This is a genomic window from Streptomyces sp. NPDC001204, assembly GCF_053598035.1.
Window position 1 is genome coordinate 107861 of the sequence record NZ_JBSFJL010000010.1, and the last position, 20441, is coordinate 128301.

The following is a 20441-nucleotide window of genomic DNA, read 5'->3' on the forward strand; positions in this document are numbered from 1 at the left end:
GCGGCGCCGGCCGGTCCGCGTCCGCGACCCAGCACCCTAGGATGCTCGGTGCTCGGGACGTTCCGGGGGAACGGCGTACGGGGAACGGGGTGGGAAGGACATGTCCGGCGTGGCTGACGAGGAAGTCCTGGCACGGAGCTTCGAGGAGCACCGCGGGCAGCTGCGGGCGGTGGCCTACCGCATGCTCGGCTCGGTGCCCGAGGCCGAGGACGCCGTCCAGGAGACCTGGCTGAAGCTCACCCGCACGGACACCGGCGCCATCCGGAACCTCGGCGCCTGGCTCACCACCGTGACCGGCCGGGTCTGCCTCGACCTGCTGCGGGCACGCAACGCCCGCCGCGAGGAGCCGATCGACGACACCTTCGTGCCGGACCCCGTGATCCGGCCCCTGACGCCGGCCGACCCGGAGCAGGAGGCGGTCCGCGCCGACTCGGTGGGGCTCGCCCTGCTCGTCGTCCTGGAGACGCTTCAGCCCGACGAGCGGCTGGCGTTCGTGCTGCACGACCTGTTCGCGGTGCCCTTCGACGACATCGCACCGATCGTGGAGCGCAGCGCCCCGGCGACCCGGCAGCTCGTCAGCCGCGCCCGCCGCCGGGTGCAGGGCGCCACCCCGTCCGCCGAGGCCGACCTCGCGCGGCAGAGGCAGGTGCTCGACGCCTTCCTCGCCGCCTCGCGCGGCGGCGACTTCGAGGCGCTGGTGGCCGTCCTCCACCCGGACGTGGTGCTGCGCGTCGACTCCGGCGCGCTCGTCCGCGGCGCGGCCGCCTCCAAGGTGGTCCACGGGGCCAGGACGGTGGCCGCCCAGGCGCTCACCTTCGCGCGGTACGCGGGGACGGCCCGCCTGGTGCTGGTCAACGGCTCGGTCGGGGTGGCCAACGCCCCCGAGGGCGGGCCGCGGTCGGTCATGGGCGTCGTCGTCTCCGGCGGCCGGATCACCCACATCTACATCCTGGCCGACCCCGAACGGCTCGGGCACCTGGACCTGGCCGCCGCCCGGGAGGACTGAGCGGTCCCGGACCGGGAATTCGGTTGCCCGGCGGGCGACGGCCCTGACAGGGTCGTCGCCATGCCCGGCTACCGCGCGTACGACGCGACGACGCTCGCCTACCGTGTCCTCGGAGAGGGCCCGCCGGTGATCTGCCTGCCCGGCGGACCCATGCGGGCCTCGGACTACCTCGGTGACCTCGGCGGGCTGTCCGCGCACCGGCGGCTGGTACTGCCGGATCTGCGGGGCACCGGAGCGTCGGCGGTGCCGCGGGATCCCGCGAGCTACCGCTGCGACCGGCTCGTCGACGACGTCGAGGCGCTGCGCGGGCATCTGGGCGTGGAGCGCGTGGACGTCCTCGCGCACTCCGCCGGCGCCAACCTGGCGGCGCTCCACGCGGCCCGCCACCCCGAACGCGTCGGCAGGCTGGCGCTGATCACGCCGAGCGTCCTGGCCGTCGGCATCGAGGTCACCGGGGAGGTCCGGCGCGAGACGGCACGGCGGCGCGAGGGCGAGCCGTGGTTCGCGACGGCGTACGCGGCGCTGGAGGAGATCACGGCGGGCCGGGCGACGGACGCCCACTGGCAGGCGCTGGCCCCGCTCCGCCACGGCCGCTGGCACGCGGCGGCCCGGGCCCTCGACGCCGCCGACGCCGAGCAGAAGAACGGCGAGGCCGCGGCCGCGTACGCCGCCGACGGCGCCTTCGACCCGGACGCCACCCGGGCGGCGCTCGCCCGGTTCACCTCCCCGGTGCTCGTGCTCGCCGGTGAGGTCGACCTGAACTCGCCCCCCGCCGCCATGGCCGAGTACGCCGGGCTCTTCCCGCACGCCGGACTGGTCGTCCAGCCCGGCGCGGGGCACTACCCGTGGCTCGACGAAGCCGACTGGTTCGTGGCGGCCACCGCCGCCTTCCTGCGCTGAGCCGCCCGTCCGGGCCCCGTACCCCAAGCTCATGAGGCTGAACAACATGCAAGATCGGAAAGACACCCGGCACGACCGGAGCGGACTGCGCGGCGACTGCGCGCGGTGCTTCGGGCTCTGCTGTGTCGCGCTGCCCTTCGCCGCCTCTGCGGACTTCGCCCTGGACAAGCCCGCGGGGAAGCCGTGCCCGAACCTTCGGGACGACCACCGGTGCGGCATCCACACGCGGCTCCGGCAGCGGGGTTTCACCGGATGCACGGTCTACGACTGCTTCGGAGCGGGGCAGAAGGTCTCGCAGGTCGTCTTCGGCGGACGGGACTGGCGCACGGGGTCCGGGGAGGACGCCCGGCGGATGTTCGAGGTGTTCCCGGTGGTGCGGCAGCTGCACGAGTTGCTGTGGTACGTGACCGAGGCGCTCTCCCTGAGCGCCGCCCGCCCGGTGCACGACGAGCTGCGCCGGGCGCTGGAGCGTACCGAGCACCTCACCCACCTGCCGCCCGGGGAACTGGCCGCGCTGGACGTCGGTGCGCACCGCGAGGAGGTCAACGTCCTGCTGCTGCGCACCAGTGAGCTGGCCCGGGCCGGAGTGCGGCGTGGGAAGGGCAGGCCGAAGGACCGGCGGGGCGCGGACCTGGCCGGGGCCCGGCTGAAGGGCGCGGACCTGCGCGGGGCCAGTCTGCGGGGCGCCCTCCTGATCGCCGCGGACCTCACCGGAGCCGATCTGCGGGACGCTGACCTGATAGGCGCCGACCTGCGGAACGCGAATCTGGCCGACGCCGATCTGACCGGCGCGATCTTCCTCACCCAGCCGCAGGCCGACGCGGCGCGGGGGAGCGCCGGCACCCGGCTGCCCGGATCGGTCTCCCGTCCCGCGCACTGGACGGCGCGGAACTGACCCGCCGCCGTCCCGCACCGGCGCCCGGTCCGCCCGTATCGCGCCGGAGCGTGCGCCGTGCGCCGTTTCAAAGTCCTCCGCGCCCGCTGGTTGCGGCCCGCCTGGTTGGCACGTTCTCCGATCTTCGATAGGTTAGGCAAGCCTTACCTAAGAAGGAGGTTGAGGGATGGACGACAGCCAGACCTGGACGGCGGCGCCCGCGGCGGCACAACGGGCGCGGTCCCTGCTCGCCGCCGCCTGGTCCTGCGCGGTGACCGCGGAGGGCGGACGGGAGGAGTACGTGGGCGCCCACACCGTGAGCGACGACGGCCGCGTGATCCTGCACGTGCCCGAGGACAGCGCCCTGCTCGCCGCCGCGATCCGTGCGCCGCGCGGAGAGCCGTCCGCCGTCCTGGAGTTCGCCGACGTCGCCCCCGTCCCCGTACGCAACCGGATCCGCGCCCGGCTCTGGCTCGCCGGCCGGCTCGTCCCCGAGGCACGGCACCTGACGTTCCACCCCACGCGCATCGTGCTGCGGCAGCCGTGCGGCGCGGCCGTCATCGGAGCCGAGGAGTTCACCACCGCCGCGCCCGACCCGCTCGCCCTGGCGGAGGCCGGCCTGCTCACCCACCTCGCCGACGCCCACCCCGAGGCGGTGGAGCGGCTGACCCGGCTGGTCGGACCCGACAGCCTGCACGGCGCGGTGCGCGTCCGGCCGCTCGCCGTCGACCGGCACGCACTGACCCTGCGCATCGAGCGCGCCCGCACCCACGGCGACGTCCGGCTTCCGTTCCACGCGCCCGCCGACGACCTCGCCGCGCTCACCGAGCGCATGCACGTCCTGCTGCTCCAGGCGGGCGCGGCCTCCTGCCCGCGCGCCCTACAGCGGCAGCGCGCAGACGGCGACCGGTGAGGGGAACGGCGTACCCGCCCGGCGCAGCGCGCCGTTCGCGCGGTCGACGTGGAAGACGCTGACCGTGCTCGACTTCTGATTCGCGGCGAACAGCAGCGCGCCGTCCGGCGAGAAGGCGATCTGACGCGGGAAGTCGCCCGCGACCGGCGTCGTGCCCAGCAGCCGCAGTCGGGCCCCGCCCGCCTCCACCTCGTACCGCGCCAGGGTGTTGTGGCCCCGGTTGGCCAGGTAGGCGAACCGGCCGTCGGCCGTGACCAGGACCTGCGACGGGTAGTTCCTGCCCGCGCCGCCGCCCGTGGACTGCGTGGCACCGATGGTCAGCCGGCCGCTGGACCGGTCGTACGTGCACACCGCGAGGGTGTTGTCGACCTCGTTGGCGAGATAGGCGTACCGGCCGCCCGGGTGGAAGGTCAGCTGACGCGGTCCGGCGCCGGGCCGGGTGTGCGCCTGGGAGACCTCGGTGAGGCGGCCCGTGCCGGTGTTCAGACGGTACGTGTAGACGGTGTCGGTGCCGAGGTCCACGGCGAGGACATGGCCGCCGTCGGGGCTGGTGATGACCTGGTGGGCGTGCGGCCCCTGCTGTCCGGGGCCGGGCCGCGGGCTGGTGTGGGTCACCAGGTCGGCCCGCTCGCCGAGCGCGCCCGAGGCGGCTATCGGGTGCACGGCCACGCTGCCGGAACCGTAGTTGGCGCTGAGCAGCCAGCGCCCGCTCGGGTGCACGGACAGATGGCAGGGCCCCGACCCGCCGGTGCTCCGGGTGCCCAGGACCCTCCGGTCGGCGAGCCGCACCGCGGTCACCCCGCCGTGCTGCCGCTCGTCGACCGCGTACAGCGTGCGGCCGTCGGGATGCACGGCGAGGTACGACGGGTCGCCGACCCCGGCGATGGTGCCCCGGCCGCCGACGGCACCCGACGCCGGGTCGTACACCGCCAGGCCGATGCCCTTGCCGCCGCCCGGTACGGAGGTGTAGGTGCCCAGGTACAGGGGCCGGGGGCCGGACGGCCTCGCCGCCGGCTGCCGACCGCTCGCGGCGGCCTCCGGCGCGCTCCCGGGCGCGGACCCGGCCCGCGGTGCCGCGGGCGCCGGGACCGCCAGCACGGCGACGGCTCCCGTCAGGGCCCCCACGAACTGCCGCCTGCTCCAACCTCCCCCGGACTCCTGGCGCCGCCCGTGCAGGGGGGACCCCCCACGCGACGCCCTCGCACCACTGTTCATGCCCGCACCTCAGGTCGTCGGCTGCCCCGGTCGTGACTGCCACCTTGACGTGCGCCACCGCTCCCACGCAACCGCGGCAGGGCGTCGCGGCCGGGCGGCGGCGGCGCCTCGTGACTGCCGCCGCGCAGGTCGCCCACGACCGCGCCCCGCATCCGGTCCCCCGGATCGTGGGCCGCGCGCACCGCCGGCGTGCCTCGGCCGGAGCCACGGAGCCACGGAGCCACGGAGCCACGGAGCGTCGCGGCCGGCGCTCCGTGCGGGACCACGACGGCCGGGCCGGGTCCGGGTGTACGCGCGCACCGCCTGCACCCACGCGCCCCGGATCCGCGGGGGAGCAACCCGGTGCGCCTACCAGTCCCCGTCCTCCACCGGCCTGCCCGGAGCGTCCTTCAGGGGCCGCACCTGCCGCGGCGACGGCTCCTGCCACGGCTCGTGGTCGTCGCCGAGCCAGTCACCGGCCGGCCGCACCTCCGACAGGGCGTCGGCGGGGGAGAGGTCCTCGGCGTCCTGGTCGTAGTAGTCGAACCAGGGCAGTCCGGCGCTCGTGTACGCGGCGCGGTCCACGGGCGAGGGCGGGGGAGCCTCGCCGGTGATGCGGTGCCACTGCGGAGGCGTCACCAGGTGCACGAACACCCGCCCCGCGGGCCGCTCGGACCAGGCGCCCGGCGGCCGGTCGTCCCGGTACACCTCCTGGCGCATGGAGCCGCCGACACCGAGCCCCATCGCGGGCGCGGCCCGGCGCGGGGCGGCCGGCGCGGCGCCGGGCGCGGGCGCCGACGCCGCCGCTGCCGCCATGGGGGCGGCACCGCAGATCTGGGCCGACAGGGCCGCCTCGCGCCGCAGCCGCCGCTCCTCCTCGTGCCACCGGGCCAGTTCGGCGTCGTTCAGCGGGAACGACTGCAACTGCACGCCGCCCCACACCTCCTCGTCCGTGACCTGGCCCTCGACGCTCGCCCCCAGGCCCAGCGGCACGGCGACGAACTGGCGCACGGTGCCCTTGCCGGAGTTGATGCCGTCCAGCCAGGGCTGGCGGGGCAGCACCACGTAGTTCTGCGGGTCGCGGGACAGCCGGTCGCTCCAGGGCCGGCCCGACACCGCGCACACCTTGCCCACGCCGACCTGGAGGGCGGCCGGCTCGGTCGTGCCCGCGAAGCTCAGCCACATGGCCTCGCGCAGATACACCGGCAGCATCACGCCGCCGCGCGCCCGCCACTCCTCGGGCACCGAGTCCGCGTGGTCGGCCACCCGCCGGACCGGGAACTCGCCCAGCCCCGGCGGCAGCGGATGCGTGCCCTTCTCGGGCAGCCGCAGGGTGCGCACGAACCGCACCGCCACACCTCCCGGCAGCCGCAGCGTGTTCCCGTCGATCCGCACCTTCGAGTCGGTCATGCCTGTTCCCCTCCCTCACAGGACCGCGCCGTCGTAGGACCGCGGCCCTCACGCACAGAACGCCGCGCGACGCCCTCGCGGTTCCGCCGCTGCCGCACCGGGGCGCCCAGCCGGTCCCCGAGCCGGGTCAGCCGCGGGGCGCGCTCGCGCTGGGCGCGGGTGTACCGGTCCAGCTCCTCCAGGAGCCGGCGGGAGCGGTGCTCGGTGTCCATCTCGTCGATGATGCGGTCGACCTCGGTGAGCACCGCGCCGTACAGCTGCCACTGGCTCGTGTCCCGCTGCGCCTCCTCCAGCAGCAGCCGTGCCACCTTGTCGCGGGTGGCGGAGGTCTGGCGCAGCTGGGCGGCCAGCCGGGACTCGGCCTCCTCCGCGCTCACGCTGACGTCCGTGGTGACCAGCACCGCGAAGCTGACCACCGCGTCGGCGATCTCGCACAGCAGCTCCTGCACCAGGGCTCCGGCCCGCGGCGAGAACATCGGCTCGGGGGCCCGCTGCTTCGTCAGGTCGGTGAAGGTGCGTGCCAGCACCCGCAGCACGACCGTGCAGATCTCCAGCGTGTCCAGCCCCGTGCGCAGCACCACCCGGTGCAGCAGGCCCTCGCGCACCCGCGGATTGAGCCGCAGACTGTCCTCGGCCTGCCTGAGGGAGGCGTCCACCTCGGAGATGTCGTGGTCCAGGCGGCGCGCCTCGTGCAGCCGCTCCGCGGCGCGCTCCACGGGCGGATGCCCGGCCGCCTCCTCGCCCAGCCGCAGCATCAGCTGCCGCACGCGGCGGGCCAGGTCCTCGATCGACGCACCGGCCTGTTCGGTCCACACCGGGGGAGCGAGCAGCAGATTGCAACCGAGGCCGACCACCGCGCCGATCAGCGTCTCCTCGACCCGCGCCGAGGCGGTACTGCCCACGGCGGTGACGCCGAGGACCAGCATGGCGCTGATCGCCACCTCGGGCACGAACTCGTCCACCCGCACCAGGTGCCCGACCGCCAGCGCCGCGAGGATCACCAGTGCGAGACTCCACCAGGTCAGCCCCACCAGCAGGGAGAAGGCGATGGCCACGAGCACTCCGGCCACCACCGAGTTCACCCGGCGGATGCCGGTGGTCAGCGTGGAGTAGAGGGTCACCTGGACGACGAGCAGCGCCGTCAGCGGCGCGGTAAGCGGCGCGGGCTCCGGACTCAGCCGCAACGCGATCACATACGAGATCGTCGCCGCGGTCGTCGAGCGCAGCGCCTGTACGACCACGGGGTCCCGGTGCCGTTTCGCCAGCCGGACCAGGGGCGAAGTCCAGTCACGTACCTTCCGCATCCCTTGCGCTGTTCCCCGATCGCGCGGAGGTCGAACGTGACCGGCCGCGCGGTCAGGCGTACAGCTTGTCGAGGAAGGCCCCCAGATTGGTTGTGGTGCGGGCGATCTGCTGCTCCAGCGTGAGGCTCTCCTCGAAGCGCGCGCCGGAGTCCGGGACCTTCTTTCCGCGCACATAGAGCGAGCAGGCGAGGTCGGTGCACATGTACACGCCGACCGAGTTGCCCTCGCGGCCCGCCGCTCCGGCCTTGCGGGCGGTCATCAGGGAGACTCCGCCCCCGCGGTGGGTTGTCAGGCACAGCGAGCACATGCTGCGGTGCAGGAAGCCGCGCTGCGAGGCGGGGAAGCGCAGGGCGATGCCCATGAGCCGGCCCTCCCGCTCGGTGACCAGATAGCTGCGATCGGGCGCTCCCGGATCGCGCCAGCCCAGGAAGTCCAGATCGTCCCAGGGGCGGTCACCGAGGTCGCGGGGCAGTGACAGGCGCTTGGCCTCGCCCTTGGAGCAGTTGACGAACGAGTCGCGGACGTCCTGCTCGGACAGTGATCTCATGGTGGGCCTCCGGGGGGTGGGAGAAATTGCCTAAGGGTATTAGTTTTGCGGCTAGGGTAAGCAGGATCCGATAGGGGGGTCCAATGGATTTCGGTGACCTGGCGACACCGCCGACGCGGTCGTGGGGGCGGGCCCGGCGCGTGCTGCGGGCCGCGGGTGTCCCGCCCGGCCGGCTCGCCCGGCTCCGTGCGCTGGGCGGCGGCACGTACAACACGGTCGAGGAGCTGTGCCTGGCCGACGGCACCCGGTACGTGCTGAAGGTTCCGCCCGCCCCGACCGCGCCCGGTCTGCGCTACGAGAGGGACCTCCTCGTCGGCGAGGCCGAGTTCTGCCGCGGGGCCGGGCGGGCCGGAGTGCCGGCGCCGCGCGTGGTCGCGGTCGGCGAGGAGGCGGGCCGGTGCCACCTGCTGATGACGGCCTGCCCCGGCGAGCCGTGGGACGCGTCGGTGACGGACGCCGAAGCGGTGGACCTGCGCACCCGGCTGGGCGGTCAGGTGGCCCGGCTGCACCAGGTGACGGGCCCCGGCTTCGGCTACCCCTCAGGCGCGCTCGGCCCGCTCGCACCGGACTGGCGCACCGCATTCACCGCCATGTACGCCGCCGCCCTCGAAGACGCCCGCCGCTACGGCGCCCGGCTGCCCCGGCCCGCCGACGAGATCGCCCGCACGGCCGCGGCCGCTCACGGCGCCCTGGACGAGGTCGCCGTACCCCGCCTCGTCCACTTCGACCTGTGGCCGGGCAACATCCTGGTCGACCGCTCGGCGGGCGGCGTCCGCCTCGGGGGCCTGATCGACGGCGAGCGCATGTTCTGGGGCGATCCGGCGGCCGACTTCGCCTCGCTCGCGCTGCTCGGGGACATCCGCGAGGACCGCGCGTTCCTCGCGGGCTACCGCGCGGCCGGCGGCCGGGCCGGGTTCGGGCGGACGGCCCGCCTGCGGCTCGCCCTGTACCGCAGCTACCTCTACCTGATCATGCTCACCGAGACGATTCCGCGTGCCCTGGGGCACGAGCACGAACGCTGGACGCGCGATCATGTCACCCCCGAACTGTCCGCCGCGCTCCAGGAGATCGGCCGTCTTACCGTCACCTCTTAATTTATTGCGTGGACTAAGGGATCGCAGAAGTCGCGCCCAGACGGTCCGCGGCGGTATGTTGCAGCTCGGGCACGGTTCGGGAGGGAGCCACATGGCGGGGCGGAACGGGCGCACGGTGCGCGATCTCAGAAGGGGCAACCGTTCAGCCGTACTGCAACGGCTCTACTTCGACGGCCCCCTCAGCCGCTTCGAACTCGGCCCCGCGACCGGCCTGAGTTCCGGCTCGGTCAGCAACGTGGTCGCCGACCTGGTCGCCGACGGCCTCGTCGAGGAGGCCGGCAGCGTCGACTCCGACGGGGGACGCCCGCGCACCCTGCTGCGCGTCGCGCCGGGCAGCGGCCACATGATCGGCGTGGACGTCGGCGAAACCCGGGTCCGCGTCGAGCTGTTCGACCTCACCCTCACCGAACTGGCGCGCACCGAACGGCCGCTGGAGTCACAGGGCTACGACGTCGACGTGATCACCGGGCACATACGGGACGGGATCGCCGAGGTCCTGACCGCGGCCGGCCTGCCCCCGGAGCGCCTCCTCGGGGTCGGGATCGGCGTCCCCGGCATCGTCGAGCCCACCCCCGACCGCGGTGCCGTCGTGCACGGGCAGACCATCGGCTGGGACGCGGTACCCCTGGAGTCCCTGCTCCGCGCCGGCTCCCGGCTCCAGGACGGCGTCCCGTACTTCATCGACAACGGCGCCAAGACCCTGGGCCAGGCCGAGATGTGGTTCGGCGCCGGCCGCGGCGCGGGCAACGCGGTCGTGGTGCTCTTCGGCTCCGGCGTCGGCGCCTGCCTGGTCACCCCCGAGGTCGAGCGCGGCCGGGCCGTGGAGTGGGGGCATCTGACGGTACGCGTACGGGGGCGCCGCTGCCGCTGCGGCGCCCTGGGCTGCCTGGAGGCCTACGCCGGCGCGGAATCCCTGCTGGCCCGCTGGCGCGAGGAGGGCGGCCGGCCACCACGGGGCACCGACGAGGAGACCGCGCTGACCGCCCTGCTGGCCGCCGCCTACCCGCCCGAGGGCACCGCCGCCGACCCCGTGGCGCTCGCCGTTCTGGAGGAGACCGCCGAGTACCTGGGCGCCGGCCTGTCCGACCTGATCAACCTCTTCCAGCCCGAGCGCATCCTCATCGGCGGCTGGGCCGGCCTCCAGCTCGGCCCCCGCTTCCTGCCCGCGGTACGCCGCCACGCGACCGCGTACGCCCTGCGCCACCCCGCCGAGCGGGTCACCATCGACCTGGGCAGGCTCGGCCCGGACGCGGTCACCGTCGGCGCGGCGATCCTCCCCCTCGCCGACTTCTTCACCCGCGGCGGCCGCCGCGCCGACCCGGCCCCCAAGGACCCGGTCCCCGCCTGGCAGACGGCCCTGGAGGAACGCAGAACGTAGGGGGCTGTCCTCCCGGCGCGGGGCGATGGATCATGGGGGCGCATCCCGCACCAGGAGCGTTCGAAGGAGTCGTCCGTGACGCATGACATCGCCGGTGTCCGCGCGCAGTTCCCCGCCCTGAAGGCCGGGTGGGCCCATTTCGACGGGCCGGGCGGCAGCCAGACACCGCAGCCGGTCATCGACGCCGTCGCCGACGCGCTCGCCGGTCCGCTGTCCAACCGGGGCCTGACGACGGCGGGCGAGCGCAACGCCGAGGACTGCGTCGTCACCGCCCGGGAAGCCATGGCGGACCTCCTGGGCGCGGAGCCGTCCGGAGTCGTCTTCGGGCGCAGCGCGACCCAGCTGACGTACGACTTCTCGCGCACGCTGGCCCGGACGTGGGCGCCGGGCGACGAGGTCGTCGTCACCCGGCTCGACCACGACGCCAACATCCGGCCCTGGGTCCAGGCCGCCGAGGCCGTGGGAGCCGTCGTGCGCTGGGCGGACTTCGACCCGGCCACCGGCGAACTGACCGCGCGGCACGTCGCGGACCAGCTGTCCGACCGCACCCGGCTGGTCGCGGTCACCGCCGCCTCCAACCTGATCGGCACCCGCCCGGACCTGCCCGCGATCGCCGCCCTGGCCCACGAGCGCGGCGCCCTGCTCTACGTCGACGGCGTGCACCACACCGCCCACGCCCCGGTCGACCTCGCCGCCCTGGGCGCGGACTTCTTCGCCTGCTCCCCGTACAAGTTCCTCGGCCCGCACCTCGGCGTCGTGGCGAGCCGCCCGGACCTGCTGGAGACGCTGCGCCCGGACAAGCTGCTGCCCTCGTCCGACGCGGTGCCCGAGCGCTTCGAACTCGGCACCCTGCCCTACGAACTGCTGGCCGGGACCCGGGCCGCCGTGGACTTCCTCGCCGGGATGGATCCGGGGGCGCGCGGCACCCGGCGGGAACGGCTCCTCGCCTCCTTCGGCTCGCTCGAACGGCACGAGGACGCACTGCGCCGCCGGATCGAGGAGGAGCTGTCCCGCCTCCCGGAGATCACCGTGCACTCGCGCGCGGCCGAGCGCACCCCGACCCTGCTGCTGACCATGGAGGGCCGCAGCACCGTCGACGCCTACCGCCACCTGGCCGCCCGCGCCGTCGCGGCTCCGTCGGGCGCGTTCTACGCCCTGGAGGCCTCCCGCCGGCTAGGCCTGGGCGACACCGGCGGGCTGCGGATCGGACTGGCCCCGTACAACGACGACGAGGACGTCGACCGGCTCCTGGAGGCGCTGGCGGACTTCCTGCGCACGAGGCCGTAGTCCGGGGCGTGGCCCGCGAGTCCCGCCGCCCGGGTGTCAGGGCTTGCGGGCCACGCCGCCGTGGATGTCCGTGGGCTCGGGCCTGCCGCCCGGCTCGGGACGCCACAGCGGGCAGGAGACGATGCCGGGCTCGACCAGTTCGAGGCCCTCGTAGTAGGCGGTCAGTTGCTCCGGGCTGCGCAGCACGTACGGGACGGCGCCGGTGTCGTCGTAGCCCTGCTGGGCCTCCTTGAGCGCCTGGTCGGTGTCGGTGCTGTCGTAGTGCACGAAGCAGCTGCCGGAGGGCAGCGCGGCCTGGAGGCGGCGGACGATCGACTTCGCCTCCTCGTAGTCCTGGACGTGGCCGAGGATGCCCATCAGCATCAGGGCCACCGGCTGGTCGAAGTCGAGGATCTTGCCCGCCCGCTCGATGATCGCCTCGGGGTCGTGCAGGTCCGCGTCGATGTACTCGGTCACACCCTCGGGGGTGCTGGTGAGCAGGGCCTGGGCGTGGCGCAGCACCAGCGGGTCGTTGTCGACGTAGACGATGCGCGACTCGGGGGCGATGCGCTGGGCGACCTGGTGGGTGTTGTCGTAGGTCGGCAGTCCGGTGCCGATGTCGAGGAACTGGCGGATGCCGAGGTCGCCGGCCACGTGGGTCACGGCGCGGACCAGGTACTGGCGGGAGGCGCGGGCCATCGTCTCGATGGTCGGCGCGTGCTCGCGGTAGGCGTCGCCCGCGATCCGGTCGACCTCGTAGTTGTCCTTGCCGCCCATCCAGTAGTTCCAGATGCGGGCCGAGTGCGGCACCGTGGTGTCGATCTTGGCCGGCGCGTCCTGGTCCGGGGTGAGCTCGCCGTCTGCCATGGGGGGTCTCCTGCCGTGCGTGCGGCGGTCGGTGTCTGTCTTCAACTTAGCGTCAACATCCGTATGCGTGGCCCGAGTTCAGGATGATGTCGAGGAGGGAGCGGCCCCCGTGCCCGGCCCCGGACCGATGCGTTCGGGCCCATGCCGCACCCCCGACGCGGAGCCGGCCGGTCCCGCGCGCTGCGGGGCCGGCCGGGGCTGTTCCGGTTCGCTTCGGGTCCGTTTCGGGCTCAGTCCACCAGGAAGTCCGCCTGGCCCGCCTTGACGCCCCGGAGGAACGCGATCATCTCGTCCCGGCTGTAGAGCAGCGCGGGCCCCTCGGGGTCGGTGGACTGGCGGAGGGCGACCCTGCCGTCGGGCAGGCGCTTGGCCTCGACGCAGGAGCCGCCGTTGGTGCCGCTCCAGGGTTTGTGCCAGCCCTCGGTGCCCAGCTCACCGGCCGGAATGCCGCTGTGGAGGGGGGCGTTGGATGCCATGGATCACAACTCCTTACGCAGTTCGCCCAGGATGTCCCTGGTCCGTGCGACCGGTTCCGCCTGCACGGACATCCGGTCCAGAACTTCGAGATAGGTCACGACGTCCTCCGGCCGGTCGTAGTACACCGAGCCCGCGAGGTTCTCGGTGTAGACGACGTCGGGCAGTTCGGAGAAGCCGAAGCGGAAGTGGTGGAAGGGGCCGAAGGCGCCCGGGTGGGCCCCCACCGAGTAGGGCATGACCTGGATACTGACCTTCGGCATCCGGAGCACCTCGACGAGCCGGTCCAGTTGGGCCCGCATCACCCTGGGGCCGCCGACGGGACGGCGCAGCACCGTCTCGTCCACGATGGCCCACATGGCCGGGCCGTCCGGCTTGGCGAGCAGGTCCTGGCGTCTCAGACGCAGTGCCACGCGACGGGCGATCTCCTCCTTCGACTCGTTGGGGAAACCGACCCGCATGAGCGCGGTGGCGTAGTCGCGGGTCTGCAACAGGCCCGGCACGTAATGAGGTTCGTAAAGGCGGATGACGCTGGCCTCGCTCTCCAGGCTCACGTACGCCTTGAACCACTCCGGCAGCACGTCGCGGTACTTGTACCACCAGCCCGGCCGGTTGGCCTCCCGGGCCAGGGTGACGAAGTCGTCGATCTCCGCCGTGGGGACGCCGTAGGTGCGCAACAACTCCTTGACGTACGGGATGCGCAGGCCGACCTCGGCCTTCTCTATCCGGCGGACCGTCAGCGACGTGACCTCGATGGCCCGTGCCGCGTCCTCGAAGGAGACCCCGGCCCGCTCCCGCAGGTGCCGCAGCCGCTTGCCGAGGACCATCCGCAGGACGGTGGGCGCGCTCCCGCCTGAGCGGTTCTCCCTCACGTCCTACCTCCCGAACGGCCGGCTTCGCGTGCAGTGTGGCACGGCGCCGAGGACGCAGACAGGGTGTTGGCGAACGTTCTGAAATTATCAGAACGCAGGTTGCGGGCCGAGTGTGTCCGAGACCATAGTGACAGGAAGAGCTGTCGCGCAGCGGGCCGTCGCTCCGGCCAACTGCGTTCTTCAGCAACGAAACTGACGTTCCGCCAGATGTGAACCCGGACCGCCCGGGGACGCGACGCGAGACCTGGATGGCCATCGTGACCGACGGACAGTCGAGGAGCCCGGACGCCGGCCCCGCCCGCACGCGGACGAGGGCGGCCGTCCTGACCCGGGGCGCCGCGCCGCCGCGTCCGAAGGAGGACCGATGACGGCATCCAGCGCCTGGCGCCCCGGGCCGCCGCCCGCGCCGGCGGACACCCGGCACCGGCCGGCCGGCCCTGCCGCGGACGAGCCCTTCCGCGTCCGCTCCACCGTCCCCGCCGACCCTTCCTGGGCGGCGGCCGTACGGCGACTGGTCACCGAGCAGTTCGCCCGGCTGCCGCTGTCGGCCGATCAGCGCGACGGCGCGGTGCTCGCCGCGGACGAACTGTTCGCCAACGCGGTCAAGCACGCACGCACCGGCCCGGACGACACGGTCACCGTGACCGTCGAGTGGAGCCCGCACACCCTCCGCGTGACCGTGGCTGACTCCTCGCCGGTGCTGCCGCGACCGCGACCGGCGGGCGCGGACGCGGAGTCGGGACGCGGACTCGCCATCGTAGCCGCGCTGGCGGACGACTGGGGAATGGCGCCGCCCGAACCCGGCCGCCCCGGCAAGAGAGTGTGGTTCACGCTGCGCCGCCGCGGGGGCACGGCTCCATGACGGCCTCTCCGGACCATCCCGTGGGCACGCCCACGACATCCCGCGGACCGGACGTCTCGGGCGGAGACCCCGCGGTCCCGGCCGCCCGCGCGGTCCCGGGCGGACCGGTGACGGGACCGGCCGGGGCGGCGGTGCCGGCGGTCGGGCGGGAAGCGGTACCGGCCGCGGGGCGGGACGCGGTGCCGCTGTCCGGGGAGGCCGCCTCCCTGGTGGCTGCCGAGCTGGTGCGCAGGGCCGACGCCGACCGGGAGTCGACGCGGGCGGCGGGGGCCGCGCCCACGGCGGAGCGGCGACGGAGTGTGGCCCGATGCCGCCGGGACAACGCCGAGGCGCTCGCGGCGATCGTGCGCCTGCACGGCTGGCCGACCGTCGAGGCCGTCGGCGGGGCCGCCTCGACGGCCGCCCTGATGATCCTGCTGCACGCCCCGGACCTGGGCTTCCGGCTGCGGTGCCGGGATCTGATCGCCCAGGCCACCGCGGACGGCCGCTGCCCCGCGGTGCACCTGGCCTACATCGCCGACCACTGCGCCGTGGAACTGGGCGAGCCGCAGTTCTACGGCACGCGGATCAACCCCGTCACCCTGCGCCCGTACCCCGTGCGCCGCCCGCAGACCCTCGACGAGCGCCGCCGGGACGTCGGACTCGGCCCGCTGGAGGAACAGATGCGGGCGCTGCGGGCACACGGCTGACACCTCCGGGGCCGTGGTCCGGCTCCCCTCGGGAACCCCTGCCCCCGCCGATGCGGGCCCGGTTCACCCGACCTTGCGGCCCCGCAACGGCTCCGTGTCCTCGCCCTCGCCCCGCTGCAACCCCTGGAGGAACTCCTGGAGGACCTCCGTCGCCGTACGCTCCGGGCGCCAGCCCAGTTCGGTGTGGGCCCGGGCGCAGTCCATCAGGGGAAGGTGGAGGACCGCGTCGAACAGCTGGGGGGAGGCGGGCAGCAGGCGCAGCCCCCACGCGGCCGCGATCGCCGAGCGGGCGGCGGTGCGCGGCAGCCGTACGGGCCGTGAGCCGAGCAGCTCGCCCAGCACCTGCGCGTCGAGCGGCGGCTCGGCGGCCAGATTGAACGCTCCCCGCACCTCGTGCGCGAGCGCCAGCCGGTAGGCCCGGGCGGCGTCGTCCGTGTGCAGCGCCTGCACCCGCAGGCCCGGGACGTCCGGCAGGAACGGCATCAGCTCGGGCCGGGCCAGCTGCCCCGGCAGGAACCGGCCGCCGAAGATCCGGCGCTGCTCGCTCGCCGACTCCCGCTTGAACAGGAAGGCCGGGCGCATCCGGACCACCCGCACGTCCGGATGGTCCCGCTCGAAGGTGTCCAGGGCCCGTTCCAGATACGCCTTCTCCCGGCAGTACGCGGCGTCCGGCCAGCCGTGGGTCGGCCACGACTCGTCCACCGCGTGGTCCTTCGGCCCCGGTGAGTACGCGCCGACCGACGAGGCGTGCACCAGGACCGGCACCCGCGCGGCGGCCACCGCGTCGAAGACCCGGATGCTCCCCAGCACGTTGGTGCGCCAGGTGGCCGCCGGATCGTGCGTGGGCTGGAAGGCCCAGGCCAGATGGATCACGGCGTCGGCGCCCGCGAACTCTCCGGCCAGCCCGGACTGCTCGAAGGACACGTCCACCGCCGACCACTGCGTCTTCGGCGGCGACCACTGCGGGATCCTGCGGGCCAGTCCCCGAATGGACCCGATCTCCGGATCCTCGGTGAGGACCCGCACGACACTCGTGCCGACATTGCCGGTCGCGCCCGTGACGACGACCCGGCTGCCCGAAGCGCTGCTCACCCTCGGCTCCTCTCGGCGGCGGCTGACGGTCCGGCCCACCGAGTACCCGGTCCCGGCGGGCCGACGCGGACCCGCACGGGCGCGGACCGCACGGACGAGCACCGAGGGACATGCGGGCGGCATGCCTCACGGCGTCCGGCGCTCGCGGGCCCAGTCCAGCAACTGCTCCCCGGTCCACGTGGTCACCACGCGCTCCGGGGGCACCCCGCACTCCTCGGCCCGCGCGCACCCGTGGATCTGCCAGTCCAGCTGGCCGGGCGCGTGGGCGTCGGTGTCGACGGAGAACAACACGCCGGCCTCCACGGCCCGGCGCAGCAGCCGCAGCGGCGGGTCCAGCCGCTCCGGACGGCTGTTGATCTCCACGGCCGTGCCGGTCCCGGCGCACGCGGCGAACACCGCGTCCGCGTCGAACTCCGACTCCGGCCGGCCCCGCCCGGTCAGCAGCCGTCCGGTGCAGTGGCCGAGTACGTCGGAGTGCGGATCGCGCACGGCGGCCACCATGCGGCGGGTCATCGACCGGACGTCCATCCGCAGTTTGGAGTGCACCGACACCACCACGACGTCCAGCCGTTCCAGCAGCTCCGGCTCCTGGTCGAGCGAGCCGTCGTCGAGGATGTCGCACTCGATGCCGGTCAGCAGCCGGAAGGGCGCCCATGTCCGGTTCAGCTCCGCGACCACCTCCAGCTGCTCGCGCAGCCGCTCGGCGGACAGCCCGCGGGCCACCGTCAGCCGCGGCGAGTGGTCCGTGAGCACCGCCCACTCGTGCCCGAGGCGTGCCGCGGTCCGGCCCATCTCGTCGATCGGGCTACCGCCGTCGGACCAGTCGGAGTGCAGATGGCAGTCGCCGCGCAGCAGTGCCCGCAGCCGTTCGCCGCCCGCGACGAGCGGTTCGTCCGCCTCGTCCTCCAGCTTCCGCAGATAGCCGGGCACCTGCCCGGCCAGTGCCTCCCGCACCACCTGGGCGGTCTTCGGGCCGACGCCCTTGAGCGACTGGAGCGTCCCGGCCGTGGCACGCTCGGCCACCTCGTGCTCGGGCAGCCCGGACAGCACCCGGGCGGCGGTGCGGAAGGCGCGCACACGGTAGGTCGGCGCCAGGGACCGCTCCAGCAGGAAGGCGATCCGGTCCAGTGCCTCGACAGGGTCCATCGCCACCTCCACCCCCAGGGTTCCCCGGCGCCACCGGGACCGCACCACACGGCACCGGACGGCGCGGGACGGGCCGCCCCGGAGGCTTCCGGGACGGCCCGTCGGGGCGGACGTCGCAGGGGTGCGGAACCCCGGGCCCGGCGTTGCCGGAAACCCGTCGCCGCGGTCGGCGTTCTAGGCTGGATGGCATGACCGAAGTCGCTACCCCCTACATCGCGCGGCCGCGGATCCTCGTACTCGGCGTGCAGCCGGGCAGTCCGCCTTTCCGTATCGTGCAAATCGACGGTGAGGTGGTCGGCGAGGCGAAGACCGTCATCGACGTCCTCGAAGCCGCCGCCGCCTTCGGCATCAGCGTCCACGACCTCGACGATCCGGACGTGATCCGCTGGGTCGGCGGCGACAAGTTCACCTGGACCGTGCACTAGCCCTCAGCGCCGGTCCACCGGCTCAGCCCACCGTCCACTTCTGGTTGGCGCCGCCCGTGCAGGTCCAGATCTGGAGCCGGGTGCCGTTGGCGGAGTTGTTTCCGGTGACGTCCAGACACTTGTTCGCCTGCGGGTTGACGATGTCGTGCGCCGAGGAGACCACCCACTTCTGGTTCGCGCCGCCGCCGCAGTCCCACAACTGGACGGTGGAGCCGTCCGCGGTACCGCGGTCCGTGACGTCCAGGCACTTGCCGAGTGCGCGCAGGGTGCCGTCCGAGGCGACCGTCCACTGCTGGGCGGCGGTGCCGTTGCAGTCGTAGAGCTGCACCGGGGTGCCGTTGGCGGAGTTCGCCCCGGCCACGTCCACGCACTTGCCGGCCAGCCCGCGGATCGCGCCGCCGCCGGGCGTGTCGCTCGTGGTCACCGATACCGAGTCGACGACGAGCTGCTGCGGGAAGGAGGTGGAGCCGTCCGGGTCGCCCGGCCAGTAGCCGCCCACGGCCAGGTTCAGGATCAGGAAGAACGGCTTGTTGAACACCCACGTCCTGCCGCCCAGGTCGGCCGGCGTGCGCCGCTGGTAGACGTTGCCGTCCACGGACCAGGTGATCGAGTCCGGCGCCCAGTCGACGGCGAAGGTGTGGAAGGCGTCCGCGAAGGCCTGTCCGTTCGGCAGCGTGTAGCCCGCGCCGATGCCGCCCGAGCCGGAGTAGCCGGGGCCGTGGATCGTGCCGTGGACGGTGGACGGCTCGAAACCGACGTTCTCCATGATGTCGATCTCACCGGAGTCCGGCCAGTTGACCGGCGTGCCGAGCATCCAGAACGCGGGCCACATGCCCTGCCCCCGCGGGATCTTCATCCGGGCCTCGACGTGCCCGTACTGCGCGGTGAACTTCCCGGAGGTGTTGAGCCGGGCCGAGGTGTACTGGCAGGTGCCGTACCAGCACTGGTAGTTGGAGGGGTTCTCGCGCCGGGCGGTGATGACCAGATGGCCCTGGCCGTCCAGGGCCGCGTTCTTGTTGCCCGACGTGTAGTACTGCCGTTCGTGGTTGTTGACGTTGTCGCCGGTCTCGATCTGCCACTTGGAGGAGTCGACGGCCGCGCCGGCGGGGCCGTCGAAGGTGTCGGAGAACGTGACGGCGGCGGCCGCCTTCGGGGTGGCCGCCGTGGGGGCGGCCGCCTTCGGGGAGTCGGCCCGCGCCGGGCCGACGGCGGCGGAGCCGACCAGGACGGCGGACAGGGCGGCGAACAGACATCTGCGGAGCAGGCGTGGACGGGCCACGGCTCTCCCTTCCGTGCGGCGGCCCGGGCCCGGGCCGCCGATCAGTTGTGGGGGGTGAACGTGTCGCCCTTGATTCAAGGAGTGAGATAAGGGGCCGTCAATATGTGGTACGGACCAATTCCGGCCATCACTCACGCGGCTTGCGCGCGTGCACGGCCCGGCCCATCCGCCGGCCCAGGAGGATATGACCCAGCAGCGCGCCCGTGGTGTTGAGGACGACGTCGTCGATGTCGAAGGCCCGCCCGGTGATCAGGGCGCCCTGCGCGAACTCCACCATCAGCATCACCGTCGCGGTCAGCAGCAGCACCCGCAGCACTCCGCGGGCCCCCGGCGCGACGACCGGCACCAGCACGCCGAACGGCACACCGAGCAGCACGTTCCCGCCGTTCTGCTTGACCGCCTCCTGCGTCGCCGCCCCTTCCAGATAGGCCCGAAGCGAGCTTCCCGGACGCAGATTGCTGTGCGCGATGGACGCCGACGCGGGCGACGGCTCCAGCGTCAGCTTTGCCAGGACCACCGCGAACGCCACCATGAAGGCGAAGGCGCACAGCATCGCCAGCAGCCGCAGCGGCCAGGCCAGCGGGCGGCGGACCCCTCCGGCCCGCCGCCCGCGGGTCCCTGACCGGCCCTTGCGCGGGCGGAAAACGGTACGCGGACTGATCGCCGCACGGGCCATGCCGGTCCTCCCGATCGTCAACTACCTTTCCTTGTAGGCCGGTTACCCGCGAACCGACCCAGGATGCCCTGCCCTGCCCCGCATCGGGCCCGCGTCGCGGAGGTCGGTGTAGGCCCGCCGCGGCCGTGGACGATCGAGCGGGCCAGGGACTACGGGGGAGCGGGGCGGGGGCC

The 20441-nt window shown here is 74.0% G+C and carries 21 protein-coding genes; 10 read left to right on the forward strand and 11 right to left on the reverse strand.

From position 1 onward, the window contains the following. Positions 1-100: 100 nt before the first annotated feature. The 4 genes from sigJ to ACWC91_RS16585 all read left to right on the forward strand — a co-directional run bounded on the left by sigJ (position 101) and on the right by ACWC91_RS16585 (position 3693). The gene (sigJ, locus tag ACWC91_RS16570; protein WP_225076682.1) at positions 101-1006 is read left to right on the forward strand and encodes an RNA polymerase sigma factor SigJ; all 906 of its coding nucleotides are present in this window, start codon (positions 101-103) and stop codon (positions 1004-1006) included. 60 nt (positions 1007-1066) lie between these two features. After that, positions 1067-1906, forward strand: a complete 840-nt coding sequence (locus tag ACWC91_RS16575; protein ID WP_450641645.1) for an alpha/beta fold hydrolase — start codon at positions 1067-1069, stop codon at positions 1904-1906. Positions 1907-1952: 46 nt separating this feature from the next. After that, positions 1953-2801 carry a pentapeptide repeat-containing protein gene (locus ACWC91_RS16580; RefSeq protein ID WP_225076680.1) on the forward strand — a complete coding sequence of 283 codons (849 nt, stop codon included), beginning with the start codon at positions 1953-1955 and terminating at the stop codon, positions 2799-2801. Between the two features lie 166 nt (positions 2802-2967). After that, positions 2968-3693, forward strand: a complete 726-nt coding sequence (locus tag ACWC91_RS16585) for a DUF2470 domain-containing protein (protein WP_450641643.1) — start codon at positions 2968-2970, stop codon at positions 3691-3693. Here the strand turns inward: ACWC91_RS16585 and ACWC91_RS16590 are convergent. From ACWC91_RS16590 to ACWC91_RS16605, 4 genes are all read right to left on the reverse strand, one after another. Further along, the gene (locus tag ACWC91_RS16590) at positions 3661-4818 is read right to left on the reverse strand and encodes a lactonase family protein (protein ID WP_450641642.1); all 1158 of its coding nucleotides are present in this window, start codon (positions 4816-4818) and stop codon (positions 3661-3663) included. The genes ACWC91_RS16585 and ACWC91_RS16590 overlap by 33 nt on opposite strands. Positions 4819-5256: 438 nt before the next feature. Beyond that, a complete protein-coding gene (locus ACWC91_RS16595) occupies positions 5257-6297 on the reverse strand; it encodes a hypothetical protein (protein ID WP_450641640.1) in 1041 nt (346 codons plus the stop codon). Then, positions 6294-7601: an FUSC family protein gene (locus ACWC91_RS16600; RefSeq protein ID WP_225076676.1), complete on the reverse strand. Its 1308-nt coding sequence runs from the start codon at positions 7599-7601 to the stop codon at positions 6294-6296. Before ACWC91_RS16600 ends, ACWC91_RS16595 begins: the two co-directional genes overlap by 4 nt. Before the next feature lie 52 nt (positions 7602-7653). Beyond that, entirely contained in the window at positions 7654-8148 is a 495-nt protein-coding gene (locus ACWC91_RS16605; protein ID WP_450641638.1) for an FBP domain-containing protein, read from the reverse strand. An 83-nt stretch (positions 8149-8231) separates the two neighbouring features. Here ACWC91_RS16605 and ACWC91_RS16610 point away from each other — a divergent pair, with 83 nt between their 5' ends. The 3 genes from ACWC91_RS16610 to ACWC91_RS16620 all read left to right on the forward strand — a co-directional run bounded on the left by ACWC91_RS16610 (position 8232) and on the right by ACWC91_RS16620 (position 11907). After that, positions 8232-9242 carry a phosphotransferase family protein gene (locus ACWC91_RS16610; protein WP_450641637.1) on the forward strand — a complete coding sequence of 337 codons (1011 nt, stop codon included), beginning with the start codon at positions 8232-8234 and terminating at the stop codon, positions 9240-9242. A gap of 91 nt (positions 9243-9333) precedes the next feature. Beyond that, positions 9334-10620, forward strand: coding sequence for an ROK family protein (locus ACWC91_RS16615; RefSeq protein ID WP_450641635.1), 1287 nt, complete (start codon positions 9334-9336; stop codon positions 10618-10620). 75 nt (positions 10621-10695) lie between these two features. Then, on the forward strand, positions 10696-11907 hold the full coding sequence (locus ACWC91_RS16620) for a cysteine desulfurase-like protein (RefSeq protein ID WP_376500384.1): 1212 nt from the start codon (positions 10696-10698) through the stop codon (positions 11905-11907). A 36-nt stretch (positions 11908-11943) separates the two neighbouring features. Here the strand turns inward: ACWC91_RS16620 and ACWC91_RS16625 are convergent, their stop codons facing one another. From ACWC91_RS16625 to ACWC91_RS16635, 3 genes are all read right to left on the reverse strand, one after another. Further along, positions 11944-12753, reverse strand: coding sequence for an SAM-dependent methyltransferase (locus ACWC91_RS16625; RefSeq protein ID WP_376500385.1), 810 nt, complete (start codon positions 12751-12753; stop codon positions 11944-11946). Between the two features lie 230 nt (positions 12754-12983). Continuing rightward, complete coding sequence (locus ACWC91_RS16630; RefSeq protein WP_225076670.1) at positions 12984-13229, reverse strand: DUF397 domain-containing protein; 246 nt, start codon at positions 13227-13229, stop codon at positions 12984-12986. Between the two features lie 3 nt (positions 13230-13232). Next, positions 13233-14054 (reverse strand): helix-turn-helix domain-containing protein, encoded by an 822-nt coding sequence (locus tag ACWC91_RS16635; protein WP_225076856.1) that lies wholly within the window; start codon positions 14052-14054, stop codon positions 13233-13235. 409 nt (positions 14055-14463) lie between these two features. On the opposite strand from ACWC91_RS16635, the gene ACWC91_RS16640 reads away from it, so the two are divergent. After that, a complete protein-coding gene (locus ACWC91_RS16640; RefSeq protein ID WP_225076669.1) occupies positions 14464-14961 on the forward strand; it encodes an ATP-binding protein in 498 nt (165 codons plus the stop codon). Then, positions 14958-15650, forward strand: coding sequence for a DUF6624 domain-containing protein (locus tag ACWC91_RS16645; protein WP_450641633.1), 693 nt, complete (start codon positions 14958-14960; stop codon positions 15648-15650). The genes ACWC91_RS16640 and ACWC91_RS16645 overlap by 4 nt, the downstream gene beginning before the upstream one ends. Before the next feature lie 63 nt (positions 15651-15713). On the opposite strand, the gene ACWC91_RS16650 is transcribed toward ACWC91_RS16645, so the two are convergent. Beyond that, positions 15714-16742, reverse strand: coding sequence for an SDR family oxidoreductase (locus tag ACWC91_RS16650; protein WP_450641632.1), 1029 nt, complete (start codon positions 16740-16742; stop codon positions 15714-15716). A 126-nt stretch (positions 16743-16868) separates the two neighbouring features. Continuing rightward, positions 16869-17888 carry a PHP domain-containing protein gene (locus tag ACWC91_RS16655; RefSeq protein WP_450641631.1) on the reverse strand — a complete coding sequence of 340 codons (1020 nt, stop codon included), beginning with the start codon at positions 17886-17888 and terminating at the stop codon, positions 16869-16871. Between the two features lie 188 nt (positions 17889-18076). Here ACWC91_RS16655 and ACWC91_RS16660 point away from each other — a divergent pair, with 188 nt between their 5' ends. Then, positions 18077-18313, forward strand: a complete 237-nt coding sequence (locus tag ACWC91_RS16660) for a hypothetical protein (RefSeq protein ID WP_225076665.1) — start codon at positions 18077-18079, stop codon at positions 18311-18313. Between the two features lie 22 nt (positions 18314-18335). Here ACWC91_RS16660 and ACWC91_RS16665 read toward each other — a convergent pair whose 3' ends face one another. Continuing rightward, a complete protein-coding gene (locus ACWC91_RS16665; protein WP_225076664.1) occupies positions 18336-19592 on the reverse strand; it encodes a ricin-type beta-trefoil lectin domain protein in 1257 nt (418 codons plus the stop codon). A 127-nt stretch (positions 19593-19719) separates the two neighbouring features. Continuing rightward, complete coding sequence (locus ACWC91_RS16670) at positions 19720-20268, reverse strand: VanZ family protein (RefSeq protein WP_450725951.1); 549 nt, start codon at positions 20266-20268, stop codon at positions 19720-19722. Positions 20269-20441 lie beyond the last annotated feature (173 nt).

What these genes read in the sequence shown, in the direction of transcription:
- sigJ (WP_225076682.1), top strand. Translation starts at nt 101, where the DNA reads ATGTCCGGCGTGGCTGACGAGGAAGTCCTGGCACGGAGCTTCGAGGAG.
- ACWC91_RS16575 (WP_450641645.1), top strand. Translation starts at nt 1,067, where the DNA reads ATGCCCGGCTACCGCGCGTACGACGCGACGACGCTCGCCTACCGTGTC.
- ACWC91_RS16580 (WP_225076680.1), top strand. Translation starts at nt 1,953, where the DNA reads ATGCAAGATCGGAAAGACACCCGGCACGACCGGAGCGGACTGCGCGGC.
- ACWC91_RS16585 (WP_450641643.1), top strand. Translation starts at nt 2,968, where the DNA reads ATGGACGACAGCCAGACCTGGACGGCGGCGCCCGCGGCGGCACAACGG.
- ACWC91_RS16595 (WP_450641640.1), bottom strand. Translation starts at nt 6,297, where the DNA reads ATGACCGACTCGAAGGTGCGGATCGACGGGAACACGCTGCGGCTGCCG.
- ACWC91_RS16600 (WP_225076676.1), bottom strand. Translation starts at nt 7,601, where the DNA reads ATGCGGAAGGTACGTGACTGGACTTCGCCCCTGGTCCGGCTGGCGAAA.
- ACWC91_RS16605 (WP_450641638.1), bottom strand. Translation starts at nt 8,148, where the DNA reads ATGAGATCACTGTCCGAGCAGGACGTCCGCGACTCGTTCGTCAACTGC.
- ACWC91_RS16610 (WP_450641637.1), top strand. Translation starts at nt 8,232, where the DNA reads ATGGATTTCGGTGACCTGGCGACACCGCCGACGCGGTCGTGGGGGCGG.
- ACWC91_RS16615 (WP_450641635.1), top strand. Translation starts at nt 9,334, where the DNA reads ATGGCGGGGCGGAACGGGCGCACGGTGCGCGATCTCAGAAGGGGCAAC.
- ACWC91_RS16625 (WP_376500385.1), bottom strand. Translation starts at nt 12,753, where the DNA reads ATGGCAGACGGCGAGCTCACCCCGGACCAGGACGCGCCGGCCAAGATC.
- ACWC91_RS16630 (WP_225076670.1), bottom strand. Translation starts at nt 13,229, where the DNA reads ATGGCATCCAACGCCCCCCTCCACAGCGGCATTCCGGCCGGTGAGCTG.
- ACWC91_RS16635 (WP_225076856.1), bottom strand. Translation starts at nt 14,054, where the DNA reads ATGGTCCTCGGCAAGCGGCTGCGGCACCTGCGGGAGCGGGCCGGGGTC.
- ACWC91_RS16640 (WP_225076669.1), top strand. Translation starts at nt 14,464, where the DNA reads ATGACGGCATCCAGCGCCTGGCGCCCCGGGCCGCCGCCCGCGCCGGCG.
- ACWC91_RS16645 (WP_450641633.1), top strand. Translation starts at nt 14,958, where the DNA reads ATGACGGCCTCTCCGGACCATCCCGTGGGCACGCCCACGACATCCCGC.
- ACWC91_RS16655 (WP_450641631.1), bottom strand. Translation starts at nt 17,888, where the DNA reads ATGGACCCTGTCGAGGCACTGGACCGGATCGCCTTCCTGCTGGAGCGG.
- ACWC91_RS16660 (WP_225076665.1), top strand. Translation starts at nt 18,077, where the DNA reads ATGACCGAAGTCGCTACCCCCTACATCGCGCGGCCGCGGATCCTCGTA.
- ACWC91_RS16670 (WP_450725951.1), bottom strand. Translation starts at nt 20,268, where the DNA reads ATGGCCCGTGCGGCGATCAGTCCGCGTACCGTTTTCCGCCCGCGCAAG.